This is a genomic window from Comamonas denitrificans (genome assembly GCF_042654745.1).
Taxonomy (GTDB): domain Bacteria; phylum Pseudomonadota; class Gammaproteobacteria; order Burkholderiales; family Burkholderiaceae_C; genus Comamonas; species Comamonas denitrificans.
In genome coordinates, this window is record NZ_JBHSEY010000038.1 from 1 (window position 1) to 15,275 (window position 15,275).

General features: G+C 57.8%; 16 protein-coding genes. 14 read left to right on the forward strand and 2 right to left on the reverse strand.

What is annotated here, in order from left to right; all coding sequences use genetic code 11:
• The first annotated feature begins 201 nt into the window (after nucleotides 1-201).
• Nucleotides 202-951 (forward strand): 16S rRNA pseudouridine(516) synthase, encoded by a 750-nt coding sequence (locus ACFO24_RS07495; RefSeq protein WP_377737882.1) that lies wholly within the window; start codon nucleotides 202-204, stop codon nucleotides 949-951.
• Nucleotides 952-1,021: 70 nt separating this feature from the next.
• Here ACFO24_RS07495 and ylqF read toward each other — a convergent pair whose 3' ends face one another.
• Both ylqF and gshA read right to left on the reverse strand, forming a co-directional pair.
• Nucleotides 1,022-1,969: a ribosome biogenesis GTPase YlqF gene (gene ylqF / locus ACFO24_RS07500; protein ID WP_207575173.1), complete on the reverse strand. Its 948-nt coding sequence runs from the start codon at nucleotides 1,967-1,969 to the stop codon at nucleotides 1,022-1,024.
• 111 nt (nucleotides 1,970-2,080) lie between these two features.
• Nucleotides 2,081-3,607 (reverse strand): glutamate--cysteine ligase, encoded by a 1,527-nt coding sequence (gene gshA / locus ACFO24_RS07505; protein WP_377737777.1) that lies wholly within the window; start codon nucleotides 3,605-3,607, stop codon nucleotides 2,081-2,083.
• Between the two features lie 614 nt (nucleotides 3,608-4,221).
• Between gshA and ACFO24_RS07510 the strand changes: the two genes are divergently transcribed.
• From ACFO24_RS07510 to pgsA, 13 genes are all read left to right on the forward strand, one after another.
• Nucleotides 4,222-4,518, forward strand: coding sequence for a 2Fe-2S iron-sulfur cluster-binding protein (locus ACFO24_RS07510; RefSeq protein WP_377737884.1), 297 nt, complete (start codon nucleotides 4,222-4,224; stop codon nucleotides 4,516-4,518).
• A 173-nt stretch (nucleotides 4,519-4,691) separates the two neighbouring features.
• Nucleotides 4,692-5,813, forward strand: a complete 1,122-nt coding sequence (ribBA, locus tag ACFO24_RS07515; protein ID WP_377737778.1) for a bifunctional 3,4-dihydroxy-2-butanone-4-phosphate synthase/GTP cyclohydrolase II — start codon at nucleotides 4,692-4,694, stop codon at nucleotides 5,811-5,813.
• A 12-nt stretch (nucleotides 5,814-5,825) separates the two neighbouring features.
• Nucleotides 5,826-6,299 (forward strand): 6,7-dimethyl-8-ribityllumazine synthase, encoded by a 474-nt coding sequence (gene ribH, locus ACFO24_RS07520; RefSeq protein WP_377737779.1) that lies wholly within the window; start codon nucleotides 5,826-5,828, stop codon nucleotides 6,297-6,299.
• Nucleotides 6,300-6,335: 36 nt separating this feature from the next.
• Nucleotides 6,336-6,890: a transcription antitermination factor NusB gene (gene nusB, locus ACFO24_RS07525; RefSeq protein ID WP_207575178.1), complete on the forward strand. Its 555-nt coding sequence runs from the start codon at nucleotides 6,336-6,338 to the stop codon at nucleotides 6,888-6,890.
• Between the two features lie 32 nt (nucleotides 6,891-6,922).
• Nucleotides 6,923-8,107, forward strand: a complete 1,185-nt coding sequence (locus ACFO24_RS07530) for a pyridoxal phosphate-dependent aminotransferase (protein WP_377737780.1) — start codon at nucleotides 6,923-6,925, stop codon at nucleotides 8,105-8,107.
• 29 nt (nucleotides 8,108-8,136) lie between these two features.
• The gene (gene ybgC, locus ACFO24_RS07535; RefSeq protein ID WP_207575180.1) at nucleotides 8,137-8,562 is read left to right on the forward strand and encodes a tol-pal system-associated acyl-CoA thioesterase; all 426 of its coding nucleotides are present in this window, start codon (nucleotides 8,137-8,139) and stop codon (nucleotides 8,560-8,562) included.
• On the forward strand, nucleotides 8,559-9,266 hold the full coding sequence (gene tolQ, locus ACFO24_RS07540; protein ID WP_207575181.1) for a protein TolQ: 708 nt from the start codon (nucleotides 8,559-8,561) through the stop codon (nucleotides 9,264-9,266). Before ybgC ends, tolQ begins: the two co-directional genes overlap by 4 nt.
• A 12-nt stretch (nucleotides 9,267-9,278) precedes the next feature.
• A complete protein-coding gene (locus tag ACFO24_RS07545) occupies nucleotides 9,279-9,710 on the forward strand; it encodes an ExbD/TolR family protein (RefSeq protein ID WP_377737781.1) in 432 nt (143 codons plus the stop codon).
• Nucleotides 9,711-9,745: 35 nt separating this feature from the next.
• On the forward strand, nucleotides 9,746-10,843 hold the full coding sequence (gene tolA, locus ACFO24_RS07550; RefSeq protein ID WP_377737782.1) for a cell envelope integrity protein TolA: 1,098 nt from the start codon (nucleotides 9,746-9,748) through the stop codon (nucleotides 10,841-10,843).
• Between the two features lie 223 nt (nucleotides 10,844-11,066).
• Nucleotides 11,067-11,699: an FMN-dependent NADH-azoreductase gene (locus ACFO24_RS07555; RefSeq protein ID WP_377737783.1), complete on the forward strand. Its 633-nt coding sequence runs from the start codon at nucleotides 11,067-11,069 to the stop codon at nucleotides 11,697-11,699.
• A 57-nt stretch (nucleotides 11,700-11,756) separates the two neighbouring features.
• A complete protein-coding gene (gene thiD / locus ACFO24_RS07560) occupies nucleotides 11,757-12,641 on the forward strand; it encodes a bifunctional hydroxymethylpyrimidine kinase/phosphomethylpyrimidine kinase (protein WP_377737785.1) in 885 nt (294 codons plus the stop codon).
• Between the two features lie 33 nt (nucleotides 12,642-12,674).
• Entirely contained in the window at nucleotides 12,675-14,666 is a 1,992-nt protein-coding gene (gene uvrC / locus ACFO24_RS07565; protein ID WP_377737786.1) for an excinuclease ABC subunit UvrC, read from the forward strand.
• Nucleotides 14,667-14,699: 33 nt separating this feature from the next.
• Nucleotides 14,700-15,269 (forward strand): CDP-diacylglycerol--glycerol-3-phosphate 3-phosphatidyltransferase, encoded by a 570-nt coding sequence (gene pgsA, locus ACFO24_RS07570; RefSeq protein WP_377737788.1) that lies wholly within the window; start codon nucleotides 14,700-14,702, stop codon nucleotides 15,267-15,269.
• The last annotated feature ends 6 nt before the right edge of the window (nucleotides 15,270-15,275 follow it).

Consider the following 15,275-nt stretch of genomic DNA (forward strand, 5'->3'; position numbering starts at 1 on the left):
TGTGAAAGTAGGTCATCGTCAGGCTCTTATAGCAAAGCAAACCCCCAGTCCCAAAAGACTGGGGGTTTTTTTGTGTAGCTGCAGTCGCTGAAGAGCTGGGCACTGTTCGCCGGTTTATGGCAAAAAGTGTCTTGTGTGCTGCGGCAGCAGCTATTGGAATGAGTGGTTTAGAAGTTTTGGTGGACGTTGGGTGATCTGATGATGCAACTTCAGGATATTTTGTATTCGCAGGGCTTTGGTATTCGCCGGGTGTGTTCGGGCTTGGTACAGCAAGGTTGGGTTGAGATTTGGGATAGCGAGCAGCAGGCGTTTGTGCCGGTGCGCGATTCGATGCTGGAGCTGGAGCCAGTGGGGTTGCGTTTTCGCGTGCAAGGTGTGGAGTGGCACTACCAAGCCAAGGGCTACATCATGCTGCACAAGCCGGCTGGAACGGAGTGTTCGCAAAAGCCTTCTGCCTGGCCGAGTATCTACACTTTGCTGCCGCAGCCGTTGCGCCAGCGGCCTTGCAAGGGGGCCATCCAGGGAGTGCAAGCGGTGGGGCGGCTGGACCAGGATACGACCGGGCTGCTGCTGCTCAGTGATGATGGCCAGTTTATCCATCGCATGAGTTCGCCCAAGAAACATGTGCCTAAGGTGTACCGGGTGACGGCCAAGCATCCAATCACAGCGCACATGGTGGAGCGTTTGTGTGCGGGAGTTGTGCTGGACGATGACCCCCGGCCGGTGCGGGCGGCCGCCTGCGCATTGGTGTCGGACTGCGTCCTGGATCTGACGCTGACGGAGGGCAAATACCACCAAGTCAAGCGCATGCTGGCGGCGGTGGGTAACCGGGTGGAGGCGCTGCACCGTTGGAAGATTGGCGATCTGGTCTTGCCAGAGGATTTGCCCTCAGGGCAATGGCGTTGGCTGACGGCGAAGGATTTACAGATGCTGGGCTTCCAAGGCGCGTAAAGGCATGTTGTAGCCACGCTCCAGCCACGCGATTGCCAGCGGGGGTTTTGGAATTTTTGCGCAAGCTGGTTTAACGCGGCTTGCGCTTTTTCTTTTTGGCTTTGGCCAGGGCCTCTTTGCGGGCCAGGCGCTCGGCATCGGCAATGGCGGCGATGGCCGCCCATTCGGCAAATTCTTCTGGGGTTTCCAGGGTGATACGGCCCAGGGCGTGGGTGCGGTAATCGGTGATCACCAACTCAGCTGCTTTTTGCATGTTTACGTGGCCACCGGTCATGACGGCACCGCGTTTGCGGCCGATCAGCTCCAGCAGGGCATCGTCGTGCAGGGCGGCGATTTCTTCTGGACTGTGCTCGAGTTTGTAGCGCGCTTGTAGCTCTTTGGCGTAGTGTTTTTGCAGATAGAGCAGTAGCTCCAGGGCGACCAGCTCCTCATCGTAGGCATTGCGGCCAATGGAGCCGCTGGCCGCCAGATTAAAGCCGCTTTGGCTGATGGAGATGCGCGGCCAGAGCATGCCGGGGGTGTCCCACAGGTAGAAATCGTCGTCCAGCACGATGCGCTGCTCGTCTTTGGTGATGCCGGCTTCGTCAGCGGCTTTGGCTTGTTTTTTCCCCGTCATGGTGTTGATCAGGGTGGATTTGCCGACGTTGGGGACACCGCAGATTAAAACCCGCATGGGCCGGGACATCCCGCCGCGCTGGGGGGCCAGCTCGCGGCACAGGGGGATGAGGCGGCGGGCGGGGGCCGGGTCACTGGCATCCATGGCGATGGCGCGGGTGTCCGCTTGGGCGTTGTACCACTGCAGCCAAGCCTGGGTTTGCACCGGGTCGGCCACGTCTTGCTTGTTGAGCAGCTTGACGCGGGGCTTGTGGCCGGTGAGGGTTTGCAGCAGGGGGTTGAAGCTGGAGCCAGGGATGCGGGCATCGAGCACTTCGATGACGACATCGATGGCCTTGATGCGCTCCTCAATCAGCTGGCGCGTGAGGTGCATGTGGCCGGGGTACCACTGGATGAACGACATGAAAATCCTTTATTTTAATAGCTGCTTCCGCTTTAAAACAAAGGGTTTCAGTGGTTTTTAAACTGGAAGTTGTTTGTTTATCAGCGGAAAGTGCTCGAGAAAATTTTCTTCTTAGAGAAGATTGGCCACGTCCATGTAGCGCAGACGCCATTCTTCAAAGCTGCCAGTATCGGCTTTTTCAATCTCGCGCTGGGCTTGGATGGAGGCGCGGCTGAGCTGGGCGAAGGTTTTTTCCAGTGCGGCATTGCGCGGCAGGCCCAGCAGGTATTTTTTGCTGGCGTGGGTTTGGGCCAAGCCAAAAGATTGGAAGTTGTTGCTGTATGCGCGGGTGCCGTCCAAAACACGCGCAGAGGGCGTGAGGTGGGGAAATTGCACGACATCGTGTGCGGCCAGGAGGGCTTGGCTGTAATCGTCGCTGCCATGGGTGGCATCCAGGGCTTGGGCGATGGGGTGGCAGGCGGTCAAAATTTCATGGGCCCACTCGGTTAAGAGAACTTCTTTTTTACCGCGCAGGATGCGCAAGCCTGGCTCGCGGCCACGTTCGGCAGTGCGCAGCTGGTTTTCTTTGAGCGCTTCAATTTCTTCCGGCGTATCCAAGGGGCTGTCGGTGAGCAGGCAGTGCAGCAGGAAGATATCGAGCATGCGCATGGTGCTGGCACTGATGCCGATGGGCTCAAAGGGGTTGATGTCCATCAGCCGCACTTCGACATATTCGACACCGCGCTCGCGCAGCGCGTGCAAGGGACGTTCGCCCCGGCGCACGGTGCGCTTGGCGCGGATGGGGCTGTACAGCTCGTTTTCGATTTGCAGCAAGGTGGTGGCCAGCTGGTTGTAATCGCCACCAGGGTTGCGCACGCCCAATTGCTCGTAGGCCGGGTAGGGGCGGGTGAGTGCCTCCTGCAGCGAGTTGGCGTACTCATCCAAATCGTTAAAGCTGGCGTTGATGCTGGACTGTGCCTCGCTTTGGTAGCCCAGACGGCCCATGCGCAGTGATGTCGCATGCGGTAGGTACAGCGCCTTGCCTTCGGTGCCCAGGGGTTGCAGGTGGTGTTGGCGCCCTTCCACGAAGCATGGGCACAGGGTGGGCGAGGCGCCAAAAAGGTACAGCAGCAAGAATGCTTGGCGGCGGAAATTTCGGATTAAGCCTAAATATTCAGCACTGCTGACACCTGGCAGCGACCAGTTGTAATGAATGCCTGAAATGGTCTGCATGCGCCGCCCATAGCGGTGGCCTAAACCCATGCGGTAAATGCTTTTAGAGCGGCCAATGTGCGAGTTGCCATAGCGCCCCAGCGGGATGGTTTCATCCGTGGGCAGGGTGCAGGGCATGCTGGCGGCCCACATCATTTCCTCGCCTTCAGCGGCCATGCTGCGGTACACGTATTGGTGGATGGCTTGCAGCTCGTCCAGGCAATCTTGTACGCCCAAGTGGGCACCGGTAATCAGCTCCAGTTGCGATTCGCTGTAGTCGGTGGTGATCAGCGGGTGGGTCAGTGCTGAGCCCAGGGCTTGGGGGTGGGGGGTGAGCGCCAGAGCACCATTGGGCAAGACCCGCAGGCCTTCTTTTTCAATTCCACGGCGAATTCCTGCCAGGCGTTCAGTTGCCAGAATAGAAAAAGAGGGTGTCTGCACAATCATGCCGATAGATGAGAGAGTGGGAAAGAGGGGCGAAGTTACCACGCTCGGGCTAGGCTTGGCCTGCGCAGGGACTAGAAATGGGTGGATTTTTCGCGATTTTTTTAGGAGGTCGCTCGGCGATAGGTTTATCCCCGGCTGGGCGGCACAATGCTGTGGAAAACCCTGAACAACTGCGCAACAACTGGGGCAAAGGCTTGTTTTGCAATGAAAAAGAGAAATTGATTAAAAAATAGTCAATTTTAAAAAAATACTGCCAACTTGTTCGTCTGAAGTCTGTACAAACTTGTGCATAAACACGCTGAAGTCTTTTAATTTGCTTGTTAAGTTATTGAAATAAAACTAAAAAAATCAATCTGCTGAAAGTTTTAGCAGTGCTGGTGTCGGTTTGCTACTGGGCGGTAGGGATGTGCGCGTGCGATGGGAGGATCTGTGCTGGTGGCGGGATTATCCCCGTTCACTAGGGATAAACTTGTGGATAACTGTGGTGTGCCATGCACAGGGGCGCGTCAGCATTGGCTTTTTGGCGTTCAACCCTGGGGTGCGGAAAAAATGGGCAGCTCTGGTGCGTTGGAAAACAGGCACAATGCGCGGTTGTTTTGTTTTTTCTTGTTGGCATGGCTGCAGTTTCCTCTCCCGAATTTTTTACGGCCCAACTCGATCCTAGCGGTGAGCAATGCGATGCGTGGGCCAATCAACCACTGTTGCACTCTTTGGAAGCCGGTCGCATTGATTGGCCCAGTTCTTGCCGCAATGGCACCTGCCGCACCTGCTTGGGGCAGCTAAAAAGTGGTCGTGTGCGGTATGAGATTGAATGGCCAGGCTTGACCACCGAAGAAATGGAAGAGGGCTGTGTTTTGCCCTGTGTGGCTTATCCCGAGAGCGATGTTGTCTTGCAAGACCCGGGAAATTAAGGTGCTGCGCTGGGCCAGGGCTGCAAGCTCAGGTGGGAGCCATTAAAATCTGCAGCACTTGTGTTGTAAGTTATTTGCAAAATTCTCAGGGCCGGCAGCGGCCCGCATCTTTTTATGCAGCGCAGCGCTTGGAATCAAGTGCCGTGTGCTGTCACCGTTCTTAAGGAACAGTCATGACAAGCCCTTTTACCCCTGTGGCAATTTCTCCAATTGAAGAAATTGTTGCTGATATGCGTGCTGGCCGCATGGTCATTTTGGTCGATGAAGAAGACCGCGAAAACGAGGGTGATCTGATTTTGGCTGCGGACCACGTCAGTGCCGAAGCCATTAACTTCATGGCCAAGTTTGGCCGTGGCCTGATTTGCCTGACGCTTACGCGTGAGCGTTGTGAGCACTTGCGCCTGCCTCCCATGGCCGCACGCAATGGCACGGTGTACAGCACGGCGTTTACGGTGTCGATTGAAGCGGCTGAAGGTGTCACCACCGGCATCAGTGCGGCAGACCGTGCCCGCACGGTGCAGGCAGCGGTTGCGCCCCAGGCTCAGGCCAGTGATTTGGTGCAACCAGGCCATATTTTTCCCCTGCAAGCGGTCGATGGTGGGGTGTTGATGCGTGCTGGGCATACTGAAGCGGGGTGTGACCTGGCTGCTTTGGCCGGGTGCAGCCCCTCTGCCGTGATTTGTGAAATCATGAAAGACGATGGCACCATGGCCCGCCTGCCTGATCTGCAGGTGTTCGCGGCCGAGCATGGCCTGAAGATTGGCACGATTGCCGATTTGATCCAGTACCGCAGCCGCACCGAATCGCTGCTAGAGCGTGTAGGCACCCGTGCCCTGCAAACGCACCATGGCGTGTTTACCGCCCATGCATTTGTGGACAAACCCAGCCAGTCGGTGCACTTGGCTTTGGTGCGCGGCAACTGGACGGAAGCAACAGAGGTGGCTGTGCGCGTGCATGAGCCTTTGTCTGTTTTGGATGCCCTGGAAGTGCGCCGCCCGATGCACTCCTGGAGTCTGGATGAGAGCTTGTCTTATTTGGATAAAACCGGCAGTGGCGTGGCCGTGCTCCTGAACTGCGGGGAAAGCGCCGCCCAACTGCTGGATCAGTTTGAGGGCAAGGCCCGCTCCGCCCATGCCCCTGAGCGTGGACGGATGGATTTGCGCTCGTATGGCATTGGTGCCCAAATCCTGCGCGAGGTGGGGGTGCGCAAAATGCAGCTGCTAGGCCAGCCCCGGCGCATGCCCAGCATGGCTGGCTACGGGCTGGAAATTACCGGATACATCACGAAGGAATAAAAGGATACCTCCATGCAAAAAGCAGAAAAAGGCCAAGGGCCAGAACTAAGCGGTGTTGGCCTGCACATTGGGATTGTGCAAGCGCGCTTTAATGCCGACATTACCGATGCTTTGGCCGATGCCTGCAAAGAAGCGCTTTTGGATTTGGGCGTGCAAGAGGAAAACATCACCTTGGTGCAAGTGCCCGGTGCCTTGGAAGTACCCATGGGCCTGATGGCCTTGGCCGAGCGCGATGAGTTTGATGCCTTGGTGGCCCTGGGGTGCATCATTCGAGGTGAAACCTACCACTTTGAATTGGTTGCCAATGAATCGGGGGCCGGTGTCACCCGTGTCGGGCTGGACTATGGCATTCCAATTGCCAACGCGATTTTGACGACCGAAGATTTAAGCCAAGCCATTGCCCGCCAAACTGAAAAAGGCCGGGATGCGGCCTATGTTGCTGTGGAGATGGCACAGCTATTGACGGATTTGGCCCCCAGCGAATAACAACAAAAAAACAACAAAAAACAACCAAGCAACTCTATGCAAGACGCAACCCCCTCGAAACGCCCCCCACGCCAACAGCGCAAGGGCTTGACCAGCACTGGCGTGCGCAAAGCCGCCTCTAAATCGGCCCGCAGCCGCTCGCGTGAATTTGCGTTGCAGGCGCTGTACCAGTATGTGGTTGGTGGCAACGATGTCGCCAGCATTGACCAATTTACGCGTGAATTGATCGGCTTTCATAAGTGCGACGCAGCCCACTACGATGCGCTGGTGCATGGCTGCATTGAGCAGCAGGCCGATTTGGATGCGTTGATCGCGCCCAAGCTGGACCGCAACCTTGGCGAGTTATCGCCAATTGAGCACATTTGCATGTGGATTGGCGCTTATGAGCTGCTGCATGCGCTGGATGTGCCTTGGCGCGTGGTGATGAATGAAGCCATTGAGCTGGCCAAAGAGTTTGGCGGCACCGACGGGCACAAATACGTCAATGGTGTCTTGGATGCCTTGGCACCCGCGCTGCGCACTGCAGAAGTACAAGCCGATCTGGCGGCAAAAAATAAAACAGATCACAAAGTGGATAACACAGCAGATTAATTCTGCGGCAAACCTAGGGATTGAGTGGTTTCATGCAATTTGCTGCACGTACAGAAAAGATAGAGCCCTTTTATGTCATGGAGGTCGCGAAAGCGGCCCAAGCGCTGGCCGCTCAGGTGGCAGATAGCGACAACCCCATGATTTTTTTGAATATTGGGGAGCCAGACTTCACTGCCGCGCCGCTCGTGCAGCAAGCCGCCCAAACCGCAATTGCCCAAGGGCAGACCCAGTACACCAGCGCCTTGGGCTTGCCTGCGCTGCGCACGGCCATTGGCCAGTGGTACGCCGATCGCTTTGGCGTGCAGGTGGATGCCGGGCGCATTGTGGTGACCGCTGGGGCCAGCGCTGCTTTGCAGTTGGCCTGTCTGGCTTTGGTGAATGCGGGCGATGAAGTGCTGATGCCCGACCCTAGCTACCCCTGCAACCGCCACTTTGTCAGCAGTGCCGATGGGGTGGCGCGCTTGATTGCCACCACGCCAGACCAGCGTTACCAACTCACCAGCGAGCAGGTGCAGGCCCATTGGGGAGCCCAAACACGCGGTGTGTTGCTGGCCTCGCCCTCCAATCCCACGGGCACCTCGATTGCTCCGGATGAATTGCAGCGCATCCACGCCGTCGTGCAAAGCAAAGGGGGATTCACCATTGTTGATGAGATTTACCTCGGCTTGTCGTACGAAGAGGCCTTTGGCCGCAGCGCCTTGGCTTTGGGCGAGGACATCATCAGCATCAACAGCTTTAGCAAATACTTCAGCATGACCGGTTGGCGCTTGGGCTGGATGGTGTTGCCACCGGCCATGGTGCCGGTGGTGGAGCGCTTGGCGCAAAACCTGTTTATTTGCCCTTCGACCATTGCCCAGCATGCCGCCTTGGCCTGCTTTGCTCCAGAGAGCTTGGCCTTGTATGAGCAGCGCCGGGCGCAGTTTAAAGCGCGGCGGGACTTTTTTATTCCTGCGCTGCGCGAGCTGGGGTTTGGCGTACCTGTGATGCCCGATGGCGCGTTTTATGCTTGGGCCGATGGCCGGGCTTTGTTCCCCAAGCTGGGGGTGAGCAACAGCTGGGATTTTGCCTACGCCTTGATGGAGCGGGCCCACTTGGCGGTCACCCCAGGGCGGGACTTTGGCGCTAGCGATACGGGGTGCTACATACGTTTTTCAACGGCCAATGCCATGGAGCAGTTGCAAGAGGCGGTGCAGCGCATGCGCCGTTTGTTTGCCTGATGCCCGCTGTGCTGGCTGCCGACACCGCTATGCCAACCTTCTCTTTGCCGATCAGGGTGTATTGGGAAGACACCGATGCTGGTGGCATCGTTTTTTATGCCAATTACCTGAAATTTTTTGAGCGGGCACGCACCGAATGGTTGCGCAGCCTGGGCTGGAATCAGCAGCAGCTGCGCGACACCGACGGCGGCATGTTTGTCGTCACCCACGCCCAATTGGAATACCTGCGCCCGGCGCGGCTCGATGATGTGCTGCACGTGACGGCCAAGCTTGAAGCGGCAGGCCGTGCTTCGCTCACGCTGGCCCAGCAAGCTTTTTTACAGCCGCTGTCAGCCGATAGCGCTGCACAACTGTTATGCCAAGGCTCGGTGCGCTTGGGGTGGGTTGATGCAACCAGCCTGCGCCCGGCCCGTATCCCTTCTTCTTTGATTGAACAACTGTCCTCACTGCCATGAACCCTTCTCAAGACATGTCCATCCTCTCTCTTGTGCTGCAGGCCAGCTGGGTGGTGCAACTGGTGATGTTGATTTTGGTGGCAGGCTCGGTGGCCAGCTGGGCCACGATTTTTCGCAAAGCGGCCGCGCTCAAGCGCGTGCGCAAATTGAATGAAGAGTTTGAAGAGGATTTTTGGTCGGGCAACAGCCTGAATGACCTCTACACCCGCGCCACCCAAAATGCCAAAACGGGCGGCCCCATGGAGCGTATTTTTGCCAGCGGCATGCGCGAATACCGCAAACTGCGCGAGCGCCAAATTCACGACGGCACCACCTTGCTTGACGGCACCCGCCGCGCAATGCGGGCCAGCTTTCAGCGGGAAATGGACCAGGTGGAATCTGGCTTATCGTTTTTAGGCACCGTTGGCTCGGTATCACCCTATATCGGCCTGTTTGGCACCGTTTGGGGGGTGATGCACGCTTTTACTGGCTTTGCGTCCATGGAGCAGCTCACCTTGGCCACCGTGGCCCCAGGGATTGCTGAAGCCTTGGTGGCCACTGCCATGGGCTTGTTCGCGGCCATTCCGGCGGTGACGGCTTACAACCGCTATGCCAACCACATTGACCGCGTGGCCAGCGCCCAGGAAACCTTTGTGGAGGAGTTTTCTAACATCTTGCAGCGCAACATCAATAGCCCGGTGCAGGCCACGGCCTCGGGGCATTAAGGCGCAGCCGCTATGAGTACCGAAAGTTTTCGCAGCCCCCGCCGTCGGCGCACCGTCAATGAAATTAATATGGTGCCCTTTATTGATGTGATGCTGGTGCTGCTCATCATTTTTATGGTCACCGCCCCCATGCTGACCCCCGGCGCCATCAATGTGCCCAGTGCCGGCAAATCAACCAAGCCGCCCATGAAGCATGTAGCCTATGTTTTGTTGTCAGAAGACGGCAGTATCCGGCTCAAAGCCGGTAAAAATGAACAAATCCTGAGTTTGCAAGACTTGGGTGCGGCTACCGTCAGCTGGCAGGCACAAGAAAGCGAAGAAAGTGCCGTTTTGATCCAGGCAGACAAAACCCTGGCCTACGAGCATGTGGTGGCCGCGATGGGAGAGCTGCAGCGTGCCGGGGTCAAGCGCATTGCTTTGGGCGTGAAATCAGCCGCCAAATAGCCCCAGACCAACCTCACACGATAGAACCCCTGCGCATGTCTGCCCACCTGGATCACGACCCTTTTGCCCCGCCCCGCGCTCAGCCCAAGTTGCTCAGCTGGGTTTTGGCGCTGCTGGCCCATGCGCTTTTGGTGGGGGCGTTTGTCTGGAAAATTACCCCGCCGCCCACAAGCAGTGAAGAAGCGGTAGAGGCGGAGCTGTGGGCCGAGCAGTTTGAGCAGGCGGCACCCTTTGTGGCCCCCGCTTTGCCCAAAATAGAACCCAAACCTGAGCCTAAGCCCGAGCCTAAGCCCGAGCCTGAGCCCAAGCCAGAACCAAAACCTGAGCCCAAGCCAGAACCTGTGCGTCCCACGCCGGCAGAACTGCAAGCGCAGCGCGATGCCGAGCTGGCCCTGCAAGAGCAGAAAAAGCAACAAGAAAAGCGCAAAGCCGAAGAAAAAGCCCAGCAGCTAGAGCGCGAACGCAAAGAGCAGGAGCGCCAAGAAAAACTAGAAAAAGAAAAGCTGGAGAAAGAAAAGCTGGAGCAAAAGCGCAAAGCCGAGCAGATGGAGAAAGAAAAACGCGACAAACTCAAAGCCGAACAGGCCGCTAAAGACAAGGCCGCCAAAGAAAAAGCGGAAAAAGAGCGGCTTGAAAAAGAGAAGCTCGAAAAAGAGAAGGCGGCCAAAGCCGAAGCTGCGAAAAAAGCCGCAGAAGACAAGCAAAAGAAAGAACAAGCCGCCAAAGAGGCCAAAGAATCTGAAGCCCGCCGCAAAGAGCAGATGGCACGCATGGCTGCCATGGCTGGCTCGGGGGGCACCGGCAGCGCGGCGCAAAGCAGTGGCCCCAATGGCGGCAAAGGCACCGGTGGCGGTACCGTCGGCACGTCCGCAGGGTACGGTGCCAAAGTGGCCGCCAAGGTCAAGCCCAACATCGTGTATCCGGACATGGTCAGCGGCAACCCCCGTGCCGAAGTGCGGGTGCGCGCGGCCCCCAGCGGAGCGATCTTGAGTGTGCAACTGACCCAGTCCAGCGGCAACCCCGCGTGGGATGAAGCCGTGGTGCGGGCGCTGCACAAAACCCAAACACTGCCGCCCGATGTGGGCGGGCGCGTCCCCAGCGATTTGCTGATTGGTTTCCGACCGAACGACTAAGCTTTCTTAAAAATAAGAGCTGCCTGCGCTTTTAAATAAAGGGTTTCATGGGGTTTTAATAAAAAATCCCAATCTTTTAAAGCGCAAGCAGCTCTTTATTTTTGTTGATTGTTCTCGTTTTGGAAATAATGAAACCTGCTGGATGTGATTTTTCTTATCGGCCCAGACCCCGACAATGCACGCCATGGATTCTTTATCTTGAATTTTTTTTTGGAGATTGATCTTGAAACTGCTGCACATTGACTCATCCATCACCGGCCAAAATTCTGTTTCGCGCACCTTGAGCGCCAACATTGTTGCTGCTTTTAAAGCGGCCAACCCGGATGTGAAGGTGGATTATTTGGACTTGGCCGCCGATGCCCCGGCACACTTCACCATGGATGCGATGTGCCCCCGCACCGGCCAGACGGACAACTTAAGCCCTGCACAAGTGGCGGAAAATGCCGTCTCTGAAAAACTGGTTGAGCAATTTTTGGCGGCCGATGTGGTGGTCATTGGGGCACCGTTTTACAACTTCGGCATTCCATCCCAGTTGAAAGCGTGGATTGATCGCATTGCCCAGCCAGGGCGTACTTTCCGCTACACCGCCCATGGCCCTGAGGGCTTGGCCGGTGGCAAAAAAGTGATCATCGCCTCTTCGCGCGGCGGGGTGTATTCCACCAGCCCCCAAGGCCAGGCCCTGGAGCACCAAGAAAGCTATTTGCAAACTGTGCTGGGCTTTTTTGGTGTGACCGATATTCAATTTATCCGTGCTGAAGGGGTTGCTTTAGGACAGGAAAGCAAGGACCAAGCCATGGCCCAGGCCGCACAAGCTATTGAACAATTGATGGAAGAGCAACTGGCCGCTGTGGCCTGATCTGGCACCACCAGCCTGGGGGCCGGATTGGTGCAACCTAAGGTCATAATTCAGGCCATGACCGATGCCCATCCTGCCTCTCATCCTGCCCCTTCTTCGTATGTGCTTGCCGCCCCTCGCCACCCGCACTATGTGCGGGTGTTGTCCATTGCGGGGTCTGACAGTGGCGGTGGCGCCGGCATCCAAGCCGATTTAAAGACGTTTTCTGCCCTGGGTTGCTATGGCATGACGGCCATTACCGCCATCACCGCGCAAAACACGCAAGGTGTGCGGGCCATTCATGGCATTCCCGCAGCCATGCTGGGTGCGCAAATCGATGCGGTTATGCAAGATATCGGGGTCGATGCCGTCAAAATCGGCATGTTGTCCACCCCGGATGCCGTGCGCGTGGTGGCCGACAGCATCCGGCGTTACGGTGTGACCCAGGTGGTACTGGATCCGGTGATGGTGGCCACCAGCGGTGATCGCTTGATTGCCGAAGAAACGGCCCAGGCCCTGGTGCAAGCGCTGTTTCCCCTGGCCTCTTTGATTACGCCCAACCTGGATGAAGCCGGGTGGTTGATCCAGCAAACCCTCAGCACCACCGAGGCCATGCAGGCTGCAGCGCAGCAGCTGCAGGCAATGGGGGCGGCCAATGTGTTGGTCAAAGGCGGGCATTTACCGGGCAATGAGGTGGTCGATGTGCTGCTCTTGCAAGACGGTAGCACCCGGCAGCTGGCCAGCCCGCGTATTGCGACCCACAACGGCCACGGCACGGGTTGCACCCTGTCGTCGGCCATTGCGGCGTATTTGGCCCAGGGGGTTGCCTTGCCCGAGGCGGTGCAAGCCGGGCGCAACTACATCTTGGGGGCCATTGCCGCCGGTGCCCACGTTTACACCGGGCAAGGCCAGGGGCCGCTGAACCATGGCTTTGCCCCGTGTGTACAACGGGTTTGCGCATAAAGCGCACCGGCAGGCGCTTGGATCGGGTTGGCCATGGCTGAAAACAATCACTCCCCTGAATTGCTGGCACAAGTAGCGGCGTTGCCTGGACTACCGGGGGTTTATCGCTACTTTGATGCGCAAAATCAACTGCTGTATGTGGGGAAAGCTCGCAATTTAAAGCGGCGGGTGAGCAGCTATTTTCAAAAAGACCATGGCGGCACGCGCATTGGGCACATGGTCAGCAAAATTGCTCGGCTGGAAACCACCGTGGTGCGCACGGAGGCCGAGGCGCTGCTGCTGGAAAACAACCTGATTAAAACCCAGCACCCCAAGTACAACATCCTGTTTCGGGACGATAAAAGCTATCCCTACCTGAAAATTACCGGCATCGCCGCACAAGACGGGCAAGGCGATGCGCCAGGCCAGCGCTTCCCGCGCATTGCCTACTACCGGGGCAGCACCGACAAAAAGCACCGCTACTTTGGCCCTTACCCCAGTGCCTGGGCGGTGAAGGAAACCATCGAGTTGCTCCAAAAAGTCTTTCGCTTGCGCACCTGCGAAGACACGGTATTTGTCCACCGCACCCGGCCCTGCTTGCTCTACCAAATTCGCCGCTGCACCGCCCCTTGCGTGGGGTACATCAGTGCGCAGGCCTATGCCGCCGATGTGGCCGATGCCCAGGCGCTGCTGGCAGGCGAAACCTCCACCTTGCTGGCGCAGTTGCAAGAGCGCATGCTGGCGCATTCTGAAAAGTTCGAATACGAGCAGGCTGCGCAAATTCGCAATCAAATTGCCGCTTTGGCCAAGGTGCTGGAGCAGCAGGCAATGGAGTCGGCCGATGAGCGCGATGTGGACATCCTGGCCGTGCACGTGCACGGGGGCCGCGCCTGCGTGAATCTGGCCATGGTGCGCGGGGGCCGCCATTTGGGCGACCGGGCGTACTTCCCCAGCCAGTTGGAGGATGCCTTGGCCCTGGCCAGCGCCAGCGAGCAGGCCGGGGTTACCGAAGATGCCGATGGTGTGACCGTGGGAGAAGAAGGCCACAGCGGCTGGCACAGCGCCCAGGCGCAAATTTTGAGCGCCTTCATGGCACAGCACTACGCCGACCAGGCCTTGCCCAGCGCGATTGTTTTGAGTGATGCGGTCGATCCCGTGCTGCTGCAGGCCTTGAGTGCGCAAGCGGGCCGCAAAATTCTCACCACCACCCAGCCGCGTGGCCAGCGGCGCATCTGGCTGGAGCTGGCCCAGCAGGGCGCGGCCCTGCAATTGACGCGTTTGCTGGCGGAAGAGGGCTCCCAGCAGCAGCGCACCCGCGCCTTGGCCCAAGCGCTGGATTTGCCCCAAGAGCAGCTCGATGCTTTGCGCATTGAGTGCTTTGATATCTCCCACACCGCGGGCGAAGCCACCCAGGCCTCCTGTGTGGTGTTTGCCCAACACAAGCTGCAACCGAGCCAGTACCGACGCTTCAATATCCAGGGCATTACGGGGGGGGACGATTACGCGGCCATGCGCCAAGTGCTCACGCGCCGTTACCAGCCTGTGGCCAACGCCTTGCAGGCGGCCGGTGGTGCGCCACTGCCTGCCAATGCGCCGCGCTTGCCCGATATTGTGCTGGTCGATGGTGGCAAGGGCCAGGTTAGCATGGCACGTGAAGTGTTTGAGTCCTTGGGCCTGGACATTGGCCGCATCATTGGCGTAGAAAAAGGCGAGGGCCGAAAAGTAGGCCTTGAAGAGCTGGTTTTTGCCGATGGCCGCGCCAAGGTGTACCTGGGCCACGATTCGGCAGCGCTGATGCTGATTGCCCAAATCCGCGACGAGGCGCATCGCTTTGCCATCACCGGCATGCGTGCCGCCCGCGCCCGGGTGCGCACCGGGGGCAGCAGTTTGGAAGAAATTCCCGGCATCGGGCCCAAACGCCGCGCAAGCTTGTTGCAGCGTTTTGGTGGCGTGCGCGGTGTTGCCAATGCCAGTGTGCAGGAGCTGCAGACGGTTGAAGGCATTTCAGCCCAATTGGCGCAAGAGATTTACCGGGCACTGCATTAAGAATCCCCGGCCCACGTGCCACAATCTGGCCCCATGTTCTTAACCATTCCAACCGCCATGACGTGGACGCGCATTGTCGCGATTCCGCTAATTATTGGGGTGTTCTACTTGCCGCTGCCCATGGCCATGTGCAACACCATTGCTGCCATTTTGTTCATGGTGTTTGCCGCCACCGATTGGCTGGATGGTTTTTTGGCGCGGCGTTTGAACCAAACCTCTTCGTTTGGTGCTTTCTTGGACCCGGTTGCCGATAAATTTCTGGTATGTGCCAGCCTGCTGGTGCTGGTGCATTTGCAGCGTACCGATGTTTTTGTCGCGCTGATTATCATTGGCCGAGAAATCGCCATCTCCGCCCTGCGCGAATGGATGGCGCAGATCGGTGCCAGCAAAAGTGTGGCCGTGCACATGTTGGGCAAACTCAAAACGGCAGTGCAAATGGTGGCCATCCCCTTTTTGCTCTACGACGGGGTGGTGTTCCAAGTGGTGGACACCCATTTTTGGGGCCAAATTTTGATTTGGCTTGCGGCCGTGCTTACCATCTGGTCGATGGCGTACTACTTGCAAAAAGCAATCCCAGAAATTCGGGCCCGCGTCAAGCGTTAAAACCTT